This window comes from Streptococcus infantis, from assembly GCF_000963255.1.
Classification (GTDB): Bacteria; Bacillota; Bacilli; order Lactobacillales; family Streptococcaceae; genus Streptococcus; species Streptococcus nidrosiense.
The window spans coordinates 41,557-57,105 of the sequence record NZ_JYOV01000021.1 but is presented as its reverse complement, the minus strand read 5'-3'; the positions used below and the strand labels follow the sequence as shown (position 1 = coordinate 57,105).

18 protein-coding genes are annotated in these 15,549 nt (G+C 41.3%); 3 read left to right on the top strand and 15 right to left on the bottom strand.

Features of this window, described 5'->3' with window-relative positions; all coding sequences use genetic code 11:
* Positions 1 to 16: 16 nt before the first annotated feature.
* The 12 genes from accC to TZ96_RS08300 all read right to left on the bottom strand — a co-directional run bounded on the left by accC (position 17) and on the right by TZ96_RS08300 (position 9,551).
* Positions 17 to 1,384 carry an acetyl-CoA carboxylase biotin carboxylase subunit gene (gene accC / locus TZ96_RS08355; protein ID WP_045763685.1) on the bottom strand — a complete coding sequence of 456 codons (1,368 nt, stop codon included), beginning with the start codon at positions 1,382 to 1,384 and terminating at the stop codon, positions 17 to 19.
* Positions 1,385 to 1,395: 11 nt separating this feature from the next.
* The gene (fabZ, locus tag TZ96_RS08350) at positions 1,396 to 1,818 is read right to left on the bottom strand and encodes a 3-hydroxyacyl-ACP dehydratase FabZ (RefSeq protein ID WP_006145014.1); all 423 of its coding nucleotides are present in this window, start codon (positions 1,816 to 1,818) and stop codon (positions 1,396 to 1,398) included.
* Positions 1,815 to 2,285 carry an acetyl-CoA carboxylase biotin carboxyl carrier protein gene (gene accB / locus TZ96_RS08345; RefSeq protein WP_045763684.1) on the bottom strand — a complete coding sequence of 157 codons (471 nt, stop codon included), beginning with the start codon at positions 2,283 to 2,285 and terminating at the stop codon, positions 1,815 to 1,817. The genes fabZ and accB overlap by 4 nt, the downstream gene beginning before the upstream one ends.
* Before the next feature lie 2 nt (positions 2,286 to 2,287).
* Positions 2,288 to 3,523, bottom strand: coding sequence for a beta-ketoacyl-ACP synthase II (gene fabF, locus TZ96_RS08340; RefSeq protein ID WP_045763683.1), 1,236 nt, complete (start codon positions 3,521 to 3,523; stop codon positions 2,288 to 2,290).
* A 22-nt stretch (positions 3,524 to 3,545) separates the two neighbouring features.
* Positions 3,546 to 4,280 (bottom strand): 3-oxoacyl-[acyl-carrier-protein] reductase, encoded by a 735-nt coding sequence (fabG, locus tag TZ96_RS08335; RefSeq protein ID WP_045763682.1) that lies wholly within the window; start codon positions 4,278 to 4,280, stop codon positions 3,546 to 3,548.
* Between the two features lie 32 nt (positions 4,281 to 4,312).
* Complete coding sequence (gene fabD, locus TZ96_RS08330; RefSeq protein ID WP_045763681.1) at positions 4,313 to 5,233, bottom strand: ACP S-malonyltransferase; 921 nt, start codon at positions 5,231 to 5,233, stop codon at positions 4,313 to 4,315.
* Positions 5,226 to 6,200 carry an enoyl-[acyl-carrier-protein] reductase FabK gene (fabK, locus tag TZ96_RS08325; RefSeq protein WP_045763680.1) on the bottom strand — a complete coding sequence of 325 codons (975 nt, stop codon included), beginning with the start codon at positions 6,198 to 6,200 and terminating at the stop codon, positions 5,226 to 5,228. The genes fabD and fabK overlap by 8 nt, the downstream gene beginning before the upstream one ends.
* Before the next feature lie 116 nt (positions 6,201 to 6,316).
* A complete protein-coding gene (locus TZ96_RS08320; protein ID WP_000257840.1) occupies positions 6,317 to 6,541 on the bottom strand; it encodes an acyl carrier protein in 225 nt (74 codons plus the stop codon).
* Between the two features lie 56 nt (positions 6,542 to 6,597).
* Complete coding sequence (locus TZ96_RS08315; protein ID WP_045763679.1) at positions 6,598 to 7,572, bottom strand: beta-ketoacyl-ACP synthase III; 975 nt, start codon at positions 7,570 to 7,572, stop codon at positions 6,598 to 6,600.
* Positions 7,572 to 8,006 (bottom strand): fatty acid biosynthesis transcriptional regulator FabT, encoded by a 435-nt coding sequence (gene fabT / locus TZ96_RS08310; RefSeq protein ID WP_000386343.1) that lies wholly within the window; start codon positions 8,004 to 8,006, stop codon positions 7,572 to 7,574. The genes TZ96_RS08315 and fabT overlap by 1 nt, the downstream gene beginning before the upstream one ends.
* Before the next feature lie 91 nt (positions 8,007 to 8,097).
* The gene (locus TZ96_RS08305) at positions 8,098 to 8,883 is read right to left on the bottom strand and encodes an enoyl-CoA hydratase (RefSeq protein WP_045763678.1); all 786 of its coding nucleotides are present in this window, start codon (positions 8,881 to 8,883) and stop codon (positions 8,098 to 8,100) included.
* A gap of 110 nt (positions 8,884 to 8,993) precedes the next feature.
* Positions 8,994 to 9,551, bottom strand: coding sequence for a hypothetical protein (locus TZ96_RS08300; RefSeq protein WP_045763677.1), 558 nt, complete (start codon positions 9,549 to 9,551; stop codon positions 8,994 to 8,996).
* Between the two features lie 158 nt (positions 9,552 to 9,709).
* Between TZ96_RS08300 and TZ96_RS08295 the strand changes: the two genes are divergently transcribed.
* From TZ96_RS08295 to serS, 3 genes are all read left to right on the top strand, one after another.
* A complete protein-coding gene (locus TZ96_RS08295) occupies positions 9,710 to 11,074 on the top strand; it encodes an aspartate kinase (protein WP_045763676.1) in 1,365 nt (454 codons plus the stop codon).
* A gap of 2 nt (positions 11,075 to 11,076) precedes the next feature.
* Complete coding sequence (locus TZ96_RS08290; RefSeq protein WP_045763675.1) at positions 11,077 to 11,448, top strand: DUF956 family protein; 372 nt, start codon at positions 11,077 to 11,079, stop codon at positions 11,446 to 11,448.
* A 213-nt stretch (positions 11,449 to 11,661) separates the two neighbouring features.
* Positions 11,662 to 12,936, top strand: coding sequence for a serine--tRNA ligase (serS, locus tag TZ96_RS08285; RefSeq protein WP_045763674.1), 1,275 nt, complete (start codon positions 11,662 to 11,664; stop codon positions 12,934 to 12,936).
* 204 nt (positions 12,937 to 13,140) lie between these two features.
* Here serS and groL read toward each other — a convergent pair whose 3' ends face one another.
* The 3 genes from groL to TZ96_RS08270 form a co-directional block, all read right to left on the bottom strand.
* A complete protein-coding gene (gene groL, locus TZ96_RS08280) occupies positions 13,141 to 14,760 on the bottom strand; it encodes a chaperonin GroEL (protein ID WP_045763673.1) in 1,620 nt (539 codons plus the stop codon).
* Positions 14,761 to 14,775: 15 nt separating this feature from the next.
* A complete protein-coding gene (groES, locus tag TZ96_RS08275; RefSeq protein ID WP_045763672.1) occupies positions 14,776 to 15,060 on the bottom strand; it encodes a co-chaperone GroES in 285 nt (94 codons plus the stop codon).
* Positions 15,061 to 15,195: 135 nt separating this feature from the next.
* Positions 15,196 to 15,489: a hypothetical protein gene (locus tag TZ96_RS08270; RefSeq protein ID WP_045763671.1), complete on the bottom strand. Its 294-nt coding sequence runs from the start codon at positions 15,487 to 15,489 to the stop codon at positions 15,196 to 15,198.
* Between the last annotated feature and the right edge of the window lie 60 nt (positions 15,490 to 15,549).

Genomic DNA, 15,549 nt, shown 5'->3' with positions numbered 1-15,549 from the left:
TTCGAAGAGTATTACATTATTCTTTTTCTTGATAGTATGGTAAGAAAGTTTCCATCAAGAATGAAGTATCGTAGTCCCCTGCTATCACGCGACGATCTGAAATCAGATCAAGTTGGAAATCAGCATTGGTGACAACCCCTTCAATTTCGAGTTCATAAAGAGCTCGTTGCATTTTCATGAGAGCATCAAAACGATTTTCGCCATGAACAATAATTTTAGCAATCATACTATCATAGTATGGCGGAATGGTATACCCTGGATAAACTGCAGAATCTACACGTAAGCCAACACCACCACTCGGTAGATAAAGATTGGTAATCTTACCTGGACTTGGTGCAAAATTAAAGGCTGGGTTTTCCGCATTGATACGGCACTCAATAGCATGTCCTTTTAGAACAATATCTTCTTGCTTCAAAGTCAATGGTTGACCTGCTGCGATACGGATTTGTTCCTTGACAATATCCACACCAGATACAAATTCGGTTACTGGGTGTTCCACTTGGACACGCGTATTCATCTCCATAAAGTAGAATTTCCCACTTGCTTCATCTAGTAGGAATTCAATGGTACCAGCATTCTCGTAACCAACAGACTCCGCTGCACGAACTGCCGCTGCACCAATTTCATTACGAAGGGTTTTTCCAATAGCAATCGAAGGACTTTCTTCTAAAACCTTTTGGTTATTCCGTTGAAGCGAACAGTCACGCTCACCTAGGTGAACAACATGTCCCATTTGGTCAGCAAGAATCTGTACTTCAATATGGCGAGCAGGATAGATCACACGCTCAAGGTACATAGCTCCATTACCAAAGTTGGCTTTGGCTTCACTAGAGGCTGTTTCAAAGGCTGACACGAGATCTTCTGCTCTTTCAACCTTACGAATCCCTTTACCACCACCTCCAGCTGAAGCTTTCAGCATAACTGGATAACCAATTTTTTCGGCAATAGCCAGAGCCTCTTCTGCAGTATGGACTTCTCCATCTGATCCTGGAATGACAGGCACATTTGCCTTAATCATTTGAGCACGGGCGTTAATTTTATCTCCCATGACATCCATGACACGAGCTGATGGTCCGATAAATTTAATCCCAACTTCTTCACACATGGTTGCAAACTTGGAATTTTCACTTAAAAAACCAAATCCAGGGTGAATAGCTTCAGCTTCAGTCAAGACTGCAGCTGATAGGATGGCATTGATGTTCAGATAAGATTCTGTAGCCTTCCCAGGGCCGATACAGATAGCCTCATCAGCCAAAAGCGTGTGGAGAGCTTCCTTGTCAGCAGTCGAATAGACAGCGACTGTTGCAATTCCTAATTCTCGTGCCGCACGAATAATACGAACAGCGATTTCACCACGATTGGCAATTAAAATCTTACGAAACATGGAAAACCTCCCTAGTTTCCAATAGCAAAGGTCAGAGTACCGCTTGCTGCAAGCTTACCATCTACTTCTGCCTTCGCTTCTACTACGGCGATTGTGCCACGACGTTTGACAAAAGTTGCTGTCATGACAAGCTGATCACCAGGAACAACTTGTTTTTTAAATTTCACTTTGTCCATACCAGCGTAGAAAACCAACTTCCCTTTGTTCTCAGGCTTTGATAATTCCAAAACACCCGCTGTTTGTGCCAAAGCTTCCATGATCAAGACACCTGGCATTACAGGGTAGGCTGGAAAGTGTCCGTTGAAGAAAGGTTCGTTAATCGTTACATTTTTAATGGCAACAATTGTATCTTCACTAACTTCTAAGACACGATCCACTAAGAGCATGGGATAACGGTGAGGCAAAGCTTCTTTAATTCCTTGAATATCAATCATTTGATACGTACCAAGCCTTTCCCGAACTCAACCATTTCTTCATTTTCAACTAGAATTTCTGTTACAACACCATCTTTAGGTGCTGGAATTTCGTTCATGACCTTCATGGCTTCAATGATGACCAAGGTTTGACCTTTTTTAACAGTATCTCCGACTGAAACAAAATTAGGTTTGTCTGGTCCCGCAGCCAAGTAAGCAACTCCGACAAGTGGACTTTCTACTAGATCTCCTTCAGCTACAGATTCAATAACATTTGATTCTGAAACTGCTTCTACAGCTGGTGTTGAAGTTGGATCTTGAGGTGCAGTTGCTGGAACCACAGGTTGAGGTGCTGGACTTGCTTCTACAACAAGTTTTGCTTCATTCTTGCTGAAGAGCAACTCATCCGTTCCATTTTTATAAGAAAATTCTCTCAAGCTCGACTGGTCAAACTGCGCCATCAAGTCTTTGATTTCATTTAAATTCATCTTTACTTATTCTCCCAACGTTTGAAAGCAAGAACTGCATTATGCCCACCAAATCCAAAAGTATTTGAGATAGCATAAGGAATTTCACGTTCCAAGCCTTGTCCATAAATAACGTTTGCTTCGATGTAATCTGACAATTCTGTTGTTCCAGCTGTCATTGGTACATAGTTGTTACGGATTGCTTCAATTGTTGCAATGGCTTCAACTGCACCAGCTGCACCGAGCAAGTGTCCTGTAAATGACTTAGTTGAAGATACAGGTACTTCCTTACCAAGAACAGCTACAATCGCTCCACTTTCTCCCTTTTCATTAGCAGGAGTTGAGGTACCATGAGCATTGACATAGGCTACTTGGTCTGGTGTAATCTCAGCTTCCTCCAAGGCAAGTTTGATAGCTTTAATAGCCCCTTGTCCTTCTGGATGTGGTGAAGTCATATGGTAGGCATCACAAGTGTTACCGTAACCAACAACTTCAGCTAAGATAGTTGCCCCGCGTTTTTCTGCGTGCTCTAAGCTTTCAAGAACCAACATACCTGATCCTTCACCCATGACAAATCCATTACGATCTTTGTCAAATGGAATAGAAGCACGAGTTGGATCTTCTGTTGTTGAAAGAGCTGTTAAGGCTTGGAAACCTGCAATCGCAAATGGAGTAATAGATGATTCTGAACCACCAACCAACATGATATCTTGGAAGCCAAACTTGATAGAACGGAAAGCATCCCCGATAGCATCATTTGATGAAGCACAAGCAGTATTGATAGATTTACAAATCCCATTGGCACCAAAGCGCATAGCAACATTTCCTGCAGCCATGTTTGGCAAAGCTTTTGGAAGTGTCAATGGTTTTACACGTTTTGGTCCCTTATCATGAAGTCGAAGCACTTGATCTTCAATTTCTTTAATTCCACCGATACCTGATGCAACGATGACACCAAAGCGGTCTCTATCAAGAGTCTCTACATCAAGATTAGCATTGTTCACTGCTTCTTGAGCTGCATACAAGGCATACAAAGAATAGTCATCAAAACGATTGGTATCTTTTTTTACAAAGTATTTATCAAACGGAAAATCCTGGATCTCTGCTGCATTATGAACGTCAAAAGCACTGTGATCAAATTTGGTGATTTCACCAATTCCAATCTTTCCATTTTTAAGACTGTTCCAAAATTCTTCTGGTGTGTTCCCAATTGGAGATGTCAATCCATAACCTGTTACTACTACTCGATTTAGTTTCATTTTCATACCTCTATTTTAACTCTTATTGCATGGTTAGTCCACCATCAATTGCAATGACCTGTCCCGTTAGATAATCTTGACTTGCAAGAAAGACTGTCACCTCTGCGACCTGCTCTGCTTGGCCAAATTGTTTCATCGGAATTTGTGCTAACATAGCATCTTTCACCTTATCAGATAGAACCGCAGTCATATCTGATTCAATCATTCCTGGAGCAATAGCATTGACGCGTACATTGCGATTAGCAACCTCACGTGCTACTGATTTAGTAAATCCAATCAAACCAGCTTTGGATGCAGCGTAGTTTGCTTGACCGATATTCCCCATGAGACCAACAACACTAGACATATTAATGATAGCACCTTCGCGAGCTTTTATCATCGGTTTTAAGACTGATTGTGTCATATTGAAAGCCCCTGTCAGGTTGACTTTCAAGACCTTCTCAAAATCTTCTTCTGTCATCTTGAGCATGAGAGTATCTTGAGTAATCCCAGCATTATTCACTAGGACATCAACTGAACCCAGCTCTTCAATGGCTTGGTCTACCATACGTTTTGCGTCCGCAAAATCAGAAACGTCACCAGAAATAGCAAGAACCTTCACCCCGTATGGTTTAAATTCGGCTAGAAGCTCCTCGGAGATTTCACCACGACTATTCAAGACAACATTGGCTCCCAAGCTGGCAAATTTATGAGCAATGGCGAGACCAATTCCTCGACTTGAGCCTGTAATAAAGACATTTTTCTGTTCTAGTTTCATTTTTCTCCTTTCAGAACTTCTACCAGTTTGGTCTAATTTTCTAAGAGTGCTTGTAGACTTGCTTGATTCTCTACATTAGCAAGTTGAGCTGTTTTATCAATCTTTTTGACGAATCCTGACAAGACTTTACCAGGTCCAATCTCGATAAAACGAGTGACACCCGCTTCTTGCATGACTGCAATACTTTCATAAAAACGGACAGGCTCCTTGACTTGACGAGTCAAAAGTTCTGCAATACGTTCTTTTTCCATGACCTTCGCTTCTGTATTACCAACAAGTGGACAAGCAAAGTCAGAAAATTCAACTTCTGTCAGGGCTTGAGCTAATTTTTGACTAGCAGATTCCATTAAAGCTGTATGGAAAGGCCCAGAAACATTGAGCGGAATCAAACGTTTTGCTCCTGCTTCTTGCAAAAGTTCAACTGCACAATCTACTGCAACTACCTCCCCACCAATAACAATTTGACTCGGCGTATTGTAGTTGGCTGGAGTTACAACACCAAATTGAGAAGCGTCTTGACAAGCTTTTTCAATCACTTCAACTGGTGTATTGAGGACAGCCACCATTTTCCCTGATCCTGCTGGTGCTGCTTCTTCCATATAAGCCCCACGTTTGGCAACTAGAGCCACTGCAGCTTCAAAATCCAAGGCACCACTAGCTACAAGGGCAGAATATTCTCCAAGAGACAAACCTGCCACCATATCTGGTTGGTAACCTTTCTCCCTTAAAAGACGGTAAATAGCAACGGACGTAGCTAAAATAGCTGGCTGCGTGTAACGAGTCTGATGTAGCTTTGTTTCATCATTATCAATCAAGTCACGGAGGTCATAGCCTAATACTTGGCTAGCTTGGTCAATTGTTTCCTTGACGATAGCATATTGGTCGTATAGTTCACGTCCCATTCCAAGGTACTGGGCTCCTTGACCTGCAAATAGAAAGGCTGTTTTAGTCATTTCTTGTAACTCCTGCCCAACGAGCAGCTTCTGCTTGAATCTTTTCAGCTGCACCGTAGTAAATATCTTTTAAGATTTCTTCAACAGTTTCTTCTTTCGAAACCAGACCTGCAATCTGGCCGGCCATCACTGAACCGCCATCCACATCCCCATGGACAACAGCTTTAGCTAAGGCTCCTGCACCCATTTGTTCAAAGATTTCTAAATCTGGATTTTCTTGTTTGAAGGCATCTTTTTCAGCTTGCTCGAAATCACGAGTCAATTTGTTTTTAATGGCACGAACTGCGTGTCCAAAATGTTGTGCCGAAATCGTTGTATCAATATCACGAGCTTTTAAAATTTTAGCTTTATAGTTTGGATGGGCATTTGATTCTTTAGCAACTACAAAACGAGTCCCTACTTGCACAGCCTCTGCACCAAGCATAAAGCCAGCAGCAGCCCCTTCACCGTCTGCAATACCGCCAGCAGCGATAACAGGAATAGAAACAGCAGCTGCAACTTGACGAACCAAGGTCATAGTTGTTAATTTACCAATGTGTCCACCTGCTTCCATACCTTCTGCAATAACAGCGTCTGCACCGATTTTTTCCATCCGTTTAGCCAAAGCAACACTAGGAACTACTGGAATAACGGTGATTCCCGCTTCATGGAATCGCTCCATATATTTACTTGGGTTTCCTGCGCCAGTTGTGACTACCTTAACCCCTTCTTCAATGACGAGGTCAACAATATCATCAACAAATGGAGACAGAAGCATAATGTTGACACCAAAAGGTTTGTCTGTTAAAGATTTAATCTTATCGATATTGGCCTTAACCACTTCTTTAGGAGCATTTCCTCCACCGATGATACCTAGACCACCTGCTTTTGAAACAGCTCCAGCAAGGTCACCATCTGCAACCCAGGCCATTCCACCTTGGAAGATAGGATATTTAATATTCAATAATTCTGTAATACGTGTTTTCATAGTGCCTCCATATGTCTTGCTTACGTAATAGTTCGACTACATTATAATTTGACAGTCAAACTATTACCTAAACAAGAGGGAGCGGGTCCCCCCTACTCCTTCTTCATTTATTTTAATTATTTTGTTTGCTCTTCAACGTAAGCAACCAAGTCACCAACTGTTTTCAAGTTGTCTTCAGCTTCGATTTGGATATCAAAAGCATCTTCGATTTCTGAGATCACTTGGAACAAGTCCAATGAATCTGCATCCAAATCATCAAAAGTAGATTCAAGTGTTACTTCTGATGCGTCTTTCCCAAGTTCTTCAACGATAATTTCTTGTACTTTTTCAAATACTGCCATGATAGACTCCTTTAAAATAAATAGTTTTTATAACAATGTGTTCACCACATGATTACCTAAATTGTAACAATAAGCGTGCCCCATGTCAAACCTCCGCCGAAGCCTGACAAGAGAATTTTTTGGCTACCATCTAAACGAATGAGCCCTTCCTCTACACACTCTGAAAGTAGGATCGGAATACTTGCCGCACTGGTATTTCCATACTTGGTCATATTGGCAGGAAGCTTGTCTCGATCTACACCGATCTTTCTAGCCATCTTATCTAGAATGCGAATATTAGCTTGATGAAGCAAGAGATAGTCTAGTTCTTCTGCCGACAGAGGACTCTCTTCTATGGTATTTTTTATAGACTTAGCAACATCTCGAATCGCAAAATCAAAAACTGCTCGGCCATCCATTCTCAAGAAAGCATCGGGTTTTTCTTGATTTGAAAATGGTGAAGTTAAACCAGTCTGTCCAAAGGTCAAACACTCACTACGCGAACCATCGCTATTGAGACTCTCCGCTAGGAAATGTGGCTCTTCGCTTGCTTCTAACAAGATGCCCCCAGCTCCATCTCCAAATAGGACAGCTGTTGAGCGATCCGACCAGTCTAAAGCTTTTGACATGGTTTCACTACCGATAACTAGACCCTTACGATAAACTCCCGAAAAGATAAACTTCTCTGCAGTTGATAGGGCAAAGATAAAGCCACTACAGGCAGCTGTTAAGTCATAGGCAAAAGCCTTGTGAGCGCCGATTTTAGCCTGAACACGAGCGGCTGTTGAAGGCATCATCGAGTCAGGTGTCATCGTAGCTAGAATGATAAAATCCAACTCTTCAGCAGAAATCCCTGACTTCTCTAGGAGTTGTTTTGCAACTGCCGTTGCCAAATCTCCTGTTGATTCTGTCTTAGAAATGCGACGTTCCTTAATCCCAGTTCGACTTGAAATCCATTCATCACTCGTATCCATAACCTGAGCTAAATCCTCATTTGTGATAATCTGCTCTGGTACATAATGAGCAACCTGGCTTATTTTCGCAAAAGCCATTATTTCAAATCCTCCAAAAATTGATAAAGATTGGTCAAACCTTTACTCATGACATCCATTTCCTCTGGGCTCATGCCTTCGATAATTCTTTCGACCATGGCCTTGTGGAAACGTTTATGGAGACGATGTACGAGTCGACCTTTCTTAGTCAAATGCAGATGTACTACACGACGATCCTGATCTGAACGTAAGCGTTCGATGTAACCTTTTCGTTCCAAGTTGTTCAAGCTAGTTGTCACTGTTCCTAGAGTTACCATCAGCTCTTTGGACACTTGACTTGGTGTCACATCTGGAAACTTACCAATCACATCAATCGTGTGCATTTCCTTGATAGAGATGTCCTTGAAACGACTACCTCGCAAACTCACTTCCTCAATCACCAGGACGTTATTAAAAATAGATGTTAAATAGTCATTGATCCGTTGGTAGTCCAATTCTCTTCCCTCCCTTATCAAAAAAGTTTAACTATCAAAACATTTGACAAAAAAAGTATATCAAACTTCAAAAAATTGTGCAAGTATTTTTTTATTTTCCGATAAATTTTGGACGTCGTCTTTCAGAATGTGCACGAACACCTTCTTTGAAATCCTCCGTATAAGATAGGGATTTTTGCAATTCCAGTTCTAGCTGTGCGTATTCGTGCCACTGCTTAAATTCGCTCTCCCAGACTAACTTCTTAACAGCAGCATAGGAGTTAGAAGAACCTCGTCTCAACTTCTTCAATAGTTGCTCTCTTGTCTTTTCTAATTGATCACTAGCACAAAGACGGTAGACAGCTCCAGCTTCCAGTGCTTTTTCTGCTGTGAAAGCTTCACCCGTCATAGCTAATTGCGTTGCCCGAGTCGCACCAAGTGATCGTGTAAGCAAGAATAAACCTCCCGCATCTGGAGCCAAGCCCACACCTACAAAGGCCTGGATGAATTTAGCTTTGTCAGAAGCAATACAGAAATCAACTGCCAAAGCCATATTAGCTGCTGCCCCAGCAACTGCTCCATCCACCTCCATAATAACTGGTTTAGGAATTTGTTTAATCTTATAAGAAATCGTATTTACCAACTCCGCGATTTGGGTGAGGGAGGCAATATCATCCTCATCTACAGCACGTTTCATTTCTACTAGATCCCCCCCAACAGAGAAGACTTTGCCAGCAGCATTGATGAGAATAAACGAAACCGAAGCATCTTTTTCAGCCAATTCCAATGCTTCTAGAATTTCTTGACACATAGGAATATGAAAACCATTTGCCACCTCGGGACGATTCAGAGTTATCATCGCTAAATCGTCTTGAACTTGATAGAGAATATGATTCATAACCACTCCTTTAAATTTACAACGAAGATTAAATTATTTTATTTTCAAATTATATCTTTTTTTGATTTATTAAACAAGAGAAAAATCGACCGAAAGTGTCTCGGCCGATTTTAAAAGCTTAGTTTATTCTCTAAAAATGAAGGAAAACCAGTACTTGCATCATCTTTGAAATCATAAATAACTTCAATCATCCGCCCGCCTTCTCTCTGGTAGAGCTGTTCTTTGTTGAATCCTTTATGGTAGAATTCTCCTGAAACCATGTAAAAAACACGATTTGGATCTTCTAGGTAGGCAAAAAGATTCCCTGTAAAAGGAGCTTCCTTATCCCCGTCCTTGTTGACCAGACTTGCAGCTAAGAGTTTCGTGATTCCTCTAAATTGTCCACTTTCATCTGTTCGACAGTAAAACTTGACTCTAGCTTCATAGTTAGGATTGACTATAACCTTTTCAGAGAGAATTCGATAAGTCCTTGACTTACTATCTGAAAAATCGATAGATAAGATATTTTTAGCCCTCTCAACTGATATCTGACCTTCCTGAGCATACTCAATCGCTAATTCTTCTCCGGTCAAACGACCACTGGGAAGAGGATGAGAAGTTGCTCCGATACTTGTAGGAATCATCACGAAGGTAAGGAATAGTATTAAACAAAACACTCTTTTAATCATCTTTCCCAACTCCTTTATATGTGAAGAGGTTTCCCCCTACACCTTTATTATAAGCTTTCCTGATGAGACGTTCAAACAATTATATAGGACATTTTCCAGATTGAAAAAAGCCCCTCTTTCTGCTATAATCGTATAAAATACTTACTTTAGGAGTTCTTATGAAGGTTGTTAAATTTGGTGGAAGCTCGCTTGCCTCTGCTAGTCAATTAGAAAAAGTTTTAAATATTGTCAAAAGTGACCCAGAACGTCGTTTTGTGGTTGTATCTGCCCCTGGTAAACGCAATTCTGAAGATACTAAGGTGACAGATGCCTTAATTAAATATTACCGCGACTATGTAGCTGGAAACGACATTAGCAAAAGCCAAAATTGGATTATTGATCGCTATGCTGCTATGGTTAGCGAATTAGGTCTTAAACCAGCCGTTTTAGATAAAATTTCAAAAAGCATTCGCTCTCTGGCTACTCTTCCAATTGAAGATAATAAGTTTCTCTATGATACATTTCTAGCAGCTGGAGAAAATAACAATGCCAAATTGATTGCAGCCTACTTTAACCAAAATGGCTTGGAAGCGCGTTATGTTCATCCTAGAGAAGCTGGTATCGTTGTGACAAGCGAACCTGGAAATGCACGTATCATCCCATCAAGTTACGATAAAATCGAGGAATTGACAAATTCAACTGAAGTTCTTGTTATCCCTGGTTTCTTCGGTGTTACGAAAGAAGATCAAATTTGTACCTTCTCACGTGGGGGATCAGATATTACTGGTTCCATCATCGCTGCTGGTGTCAAGGCTGACCTCTATGAAAACTTTACTGATGTAGACGGAATCTTTGCAGCTCACCCTGGTATTATCCATAAGCCACACTCTATCCCTGAATTGACCTACCGTGAAATGCGTGAATTGGCCTATGCTGGATTCTCTGTACTACACGATGAAGCACTTCTACCAGCCTACCGTGGGAAAATTCCTTTGGTTATCAAGAACACCAATAACCCTGACCACCCAGGTACTCGCATTGTGCTACAACATGGCAGCGACAAATTCCCAGTTGTTGGTATTGCTGGAGATTCTGGCTTTGTCAGCATTAATATGTCTAAGTATTTGATGAACCGCGAAATCGGTTTTGGTCGTAAAGTTCTTCAGATTCTTGAGGACCTTAATATTGGTTGGGAACACATGCCAACTGGTATCGATGACCTGTCTATCATCTTACGTTCACGAGAATTAACTCCGATCAAGGAAGAAGAAATCCTTCGTCAATTAGTCCAAAAAGCAGAGGTAGACCACGCTGAAATCGAACACGACCTCTCTATCATTATGATTGTTGGGGAAAAAATGAAGCGTCATATCGGGGTAACTGCTACAGCCACTCGTGCCTTATCTGAGAACAACATCAACATCCAAATGATGTCTCAAGGTTCTAGTGAAGTTTCTATCATGTTTGTTGTCCATAAAGACCAAGAAAAAGCCGCTCTTAAAGCTCTCTACCAAGCATTTTTCGGTGAAAATAAGGAAGACTAAACATGGCACAATCCCTCAACAAGGTCGTCGACTTGCAAACAACTGGAACCTCCTATCTCTCCATTACAGGAAAGGTTGGAAAATTTCTGGTCGGAGATCATGCCCTAGAATTTTACTCAGATCGTAATGTCGAGGACTATATTCAAATCCCATGGTCCAGCATTAATCAGATCGGAGCCAATGTTTCAGGCCGCAAGGTTAGTCGTCATTTTGAAGTCTTTACAGATCAAGGGAAATTTCTCTTCGCCTCAAAAGACTCTGGAAAAATTCTTAAAATAGCTCGTGAAAAACTGGGAAATGACAAGGTAGTCAAACTTCCTACCTTAGTCCAAATCATTGGTCGAAAAATTAAAAATCTATTTGCAAAAAAATAAAAAGTTTAGTATAATCATAGCAACGGATAAGTAGCTTACTTCCTTCTTTCAGAAAGTCTGCGGATGCTGCGAGCAGATAGAAGATTTAATTGAAATTCTACCGTTGTTTTAAATCAAATACAGAATCAAGTGCACACCTGTGAAGTTGGATGGAACCGTGGCCCTGCCACTCCAACGCTTTGTCGGGTGTGCTTTTTTCATAAAGGAGTTTATATGTTAGATATCAAACGTATTCGTACAGACTTTGATGCTGTCGCTGAAAAACTAGCTACACGTGGTGTAGATGCTGCTGTCTTGAACGAGATGAAAGAAATCGATGCCAAACGACGTGACATCTTGGTTAAGGTTGAAACCCTCAAGGCTGAACGTAACACAGTTTCTGCTGAGATTGCCCAAGCTAAACGTAACAAGGAAAATGCAGACGACAAGATTGCAGCTATGCAAACCCTATCTGCTGAGGTCAAAGCTCTTGATGCTGAATTGGCAGAAATCGATGCGAAATTGACTGAATTTACTACTACACTTCCAAATATCCCAGCTGATAGCGTGCCTATCGGTGCAGACGAAGACGATAACGTAGAAGTTCGCCGTTGGGGAACTCCTCGCGAGTTCGACTTTGAACCAAAAGCTCACTGGGATCTAGGTGAAGATCTTGGTATTCTTGACTGGGAACGTGGTGGAAAGGTAACTGGAGCGCGCTTCCTCTTCTATAAAGGACTTGGGGCTCGTTTGGAACGTGCTATCTACAACTTCATGTTGGATGAGCATGGTAAAGAGGGCTATACCGAAGTCATCACGCCTTACATGGTTAACCATGATTCTATGTTCGGTACTGGTCAATATCCAAAATTCAAAGAAGATACATTTGAATTGAAAGATACGAACTACGTCCTCATTCCTACTGCTGAAGTTCCTCTGACCAACTACTACCGTGATGAAATTCTTGATGGAAAAGACTTGCCAATCTACTTTACTGCTATGAGTCCATCATTCCGTTCTGAAGCTGGTTCAGCTGGTCGTGATACTCGTGGTTTGATTCGTTTACACCAATTCCACAAGGTAGAAATGGTGAAATTTGCCAAACCTGAAGAGTCATACGAAGAACTAGAAAAGATGACAGCCAACGCTGAAAACATCCTTCAAAAACTCAACCTTCCATACCGTGTGGTTGCTCTCTCTACTGGAGATATGGGCTTCTCTGCTGCTAAGACTTATGACTTGGAAGTATGGATCCCTGCTCAAAATACCTACCGTGAAATCTCAAGCTGTTCAAATACAGAAGATTTCCAAGCTCGTCGTGCCCAAATCCGTTACCGTGATGAAGCCGATGGTAAGGTTAAACTTCTTCATACTTTGAATGGTTCTGGACTTGCTGTTGGACGTACAGTCGCTGCTATCCTTGAAAACTATCAAAACGAAGATGGTTCTGTTACCATTCCAGAAGTTCTTCGTCCATACATGGGTGGAGTTGAAGTTATCAAACCATAATTAAATAAATGTAAAAAGAGGAGGCTGATACTCAATGAAAATCAAAGAGCAAACTAGGAAGCTAGCCGCAAGCTGTACTTGAGTACGGTAAGGCGACGCTGACGTGGTTTGAATTTGATTTTCGAAGAGTATGAGCTTCCTCTTTTTGAGTAATTCAAAAGAAACAGGTAGAAATCTTTCATTCTACCTGTTTTTATTTATTTATTAGTAACCACCCATCATAGATGGATCCATAGCTGGCGCTGGTGCAGCTGGTTCTGGTTTGTTAGCTACGACTGCTTCTGTTGTTAGAATCAAGCTTGCTACTGAAGCTGCGTTCTGAAGGGCTGAACGGCTAACCTTAACAGGATCGATAATTCCTGCTTCAATCATGTTGACCCATTCACCTGTTGCAGCATTGAAGCCTGTTCCAAGTTCTGCATTTTTCAAACGATCAATAACAATTGAACCTTCATACCCTGCATTATAAGCGATTTGACGAACAGGCTCTTCTAAGGCGCGAAGAACAATATTGCGACCTGTTGCTTCATCGCCTTCTAATTCCAAGGCAGCAACAGCAGAGATAACATTAACAAGGGCAGTACCACCACCTGCAACGATTCCTTCTTCAACAGCTGCGCGAGTCGCATTGAGGGCGTCTTCGATGCGGAGTTTCATTTCTTTCAATTCTGTTTCAGTCGCAGCTCCGACCTTGATAACTGCTACCCCACCTGACAACTTAGCCAAGCGTTCTTGGAGTTTTTCACGGTCAAATTCTGAAGTTGTTGTTTCAATTTGTGATTTGATGACAGCAACACGGTTAGCAATTGCTTCAGGATTACCTGCACCTTCTACAATGACTGTACTATCTTTATCAACAGACACTTTAGCTGCTTGACCAAGCGCTTCGATGGTAGCATCTTTCAATTCAAGACCAAGATCTTCTGTAATGACTGTACCACCTGTCAAAATCGCGATATCTTCCAGCATAGACTTACGACGGTCACCAAATCCAGGCGCCTTAACAGCAACGACGTTGAAGGTTCCACGGATCTTGTTCAAAACAAGAGTTGGAAGAGCTTCACCGTCAACGTCATCAGCAATAATCAAGAGGGGACGACTGCTTTGAAGGATGCTTTCTAGTAGTGGCAAGATTTCTTGGATATTTGAAATCTTCTTATCTGTAATCAAAATGTATGGATTTTCAAGGTCTGCAACCATTTTTTCATTGTCAGTGACCATGTACTGTGATAGATAACCACGGTCAAATTGCATTCCTTCTACAACTTCAAGCTCTGTTTCCATCCCACGTGATTCTTCTATGGTGATGACTCCATCCTTGCCAACTTTTTCCATGGCTTCAGAGATGTACTCACCTACTTTTTCAGAACGAGAGGATACGGCAGCGACTTGTGCAATAGCTTCCTTGCTTGATACTGGAATGGCATTGTTCTTCAAGGCTTCTACAGCAGTTGCAACTGCTGCTTCAATCCCACGACGGATACCGATTGGGTTTGCGCCAGCCGTAACGTTTTTGATTCCTTCACGAACAATTGCTTGTGTCAAGACTGTTGCAGTAGTTGTCCCGTCACCAGCGATGTCATTGGTTTTAGAAGCCACTTCTGACACCAACTTGGCACCCATATTTTCAAAATGGTCTTCTAGTTCGATTTCTTTAGCGATGGTCACACCATCATTGGTAATCAATGGTGAACCAAATGATTTTTCAAGAACAACGTTACGACCTTTAGGTCCCAAGGTTACTTTAACCGTATCAGCTAGGATATCAACACCACGGACCATTGCTGAACGTGCATCAGATGAAAATTTAATTTCTTTTGACATACTTACTTCCTCCTCTTATTCTTCAACGATTGCTAAGATGTTAGCTTCACCCACGATGACATATTTTTCGTCACCATCTTTGACCTCGATACCTGCATGAGCTTCAACCAAAACCTGATCTCCAACTTTTACACTTGGAGCGACTAGTTCACCGCTCAAGGTGCGAACACCTTGTCCAGTAGCAACTACTTTAGCTGTTTTTGTTTTTTCTTGGGCTGATCCTGCAAGGACAAAGCCTCCAACAGTTTGTTCTTTTTCTTCAATTTTCAAGACCACACGGTCTCCTAATGGTTTCAACATCTGCTTTCCTCCATAACATAATCATATCGTTAGCACTCTTTGCAAACGAGTGCTAAACCATAGTTCTATTGTATCACTTAGTCAGAAATAGTCAAGAAAAAAACACCTCAAAATGAATGAGATGTTCCTTAAAGATCACTTTAGAATTATTAACTTTCGATTAAAATCATCGACGACTTTTTGGAGATTGATCCGTCCTCGATAGATACCATATCCAAAAACCACCATTCCCAATATTCCAACCAAGGCAAGTAAAATTCCGAAAATTAAGATTGGGAGGAAGCTTTTATGAAAGAGATAAATCAAGACCATACCTATACTGGCAATGATAAAGAGTAAGCTGAACCAACGGCCAAGATTTTCAATCATATGACGTTGATACTTAATTTCTGTTTCATATCCATTAACAAGTTCTTGTTTTGTAACCATGAGGATCCTCCTGACAAAAATTGAGAATGAAGGGTAAGAGAAGGAGGTTAGTCTACTTCA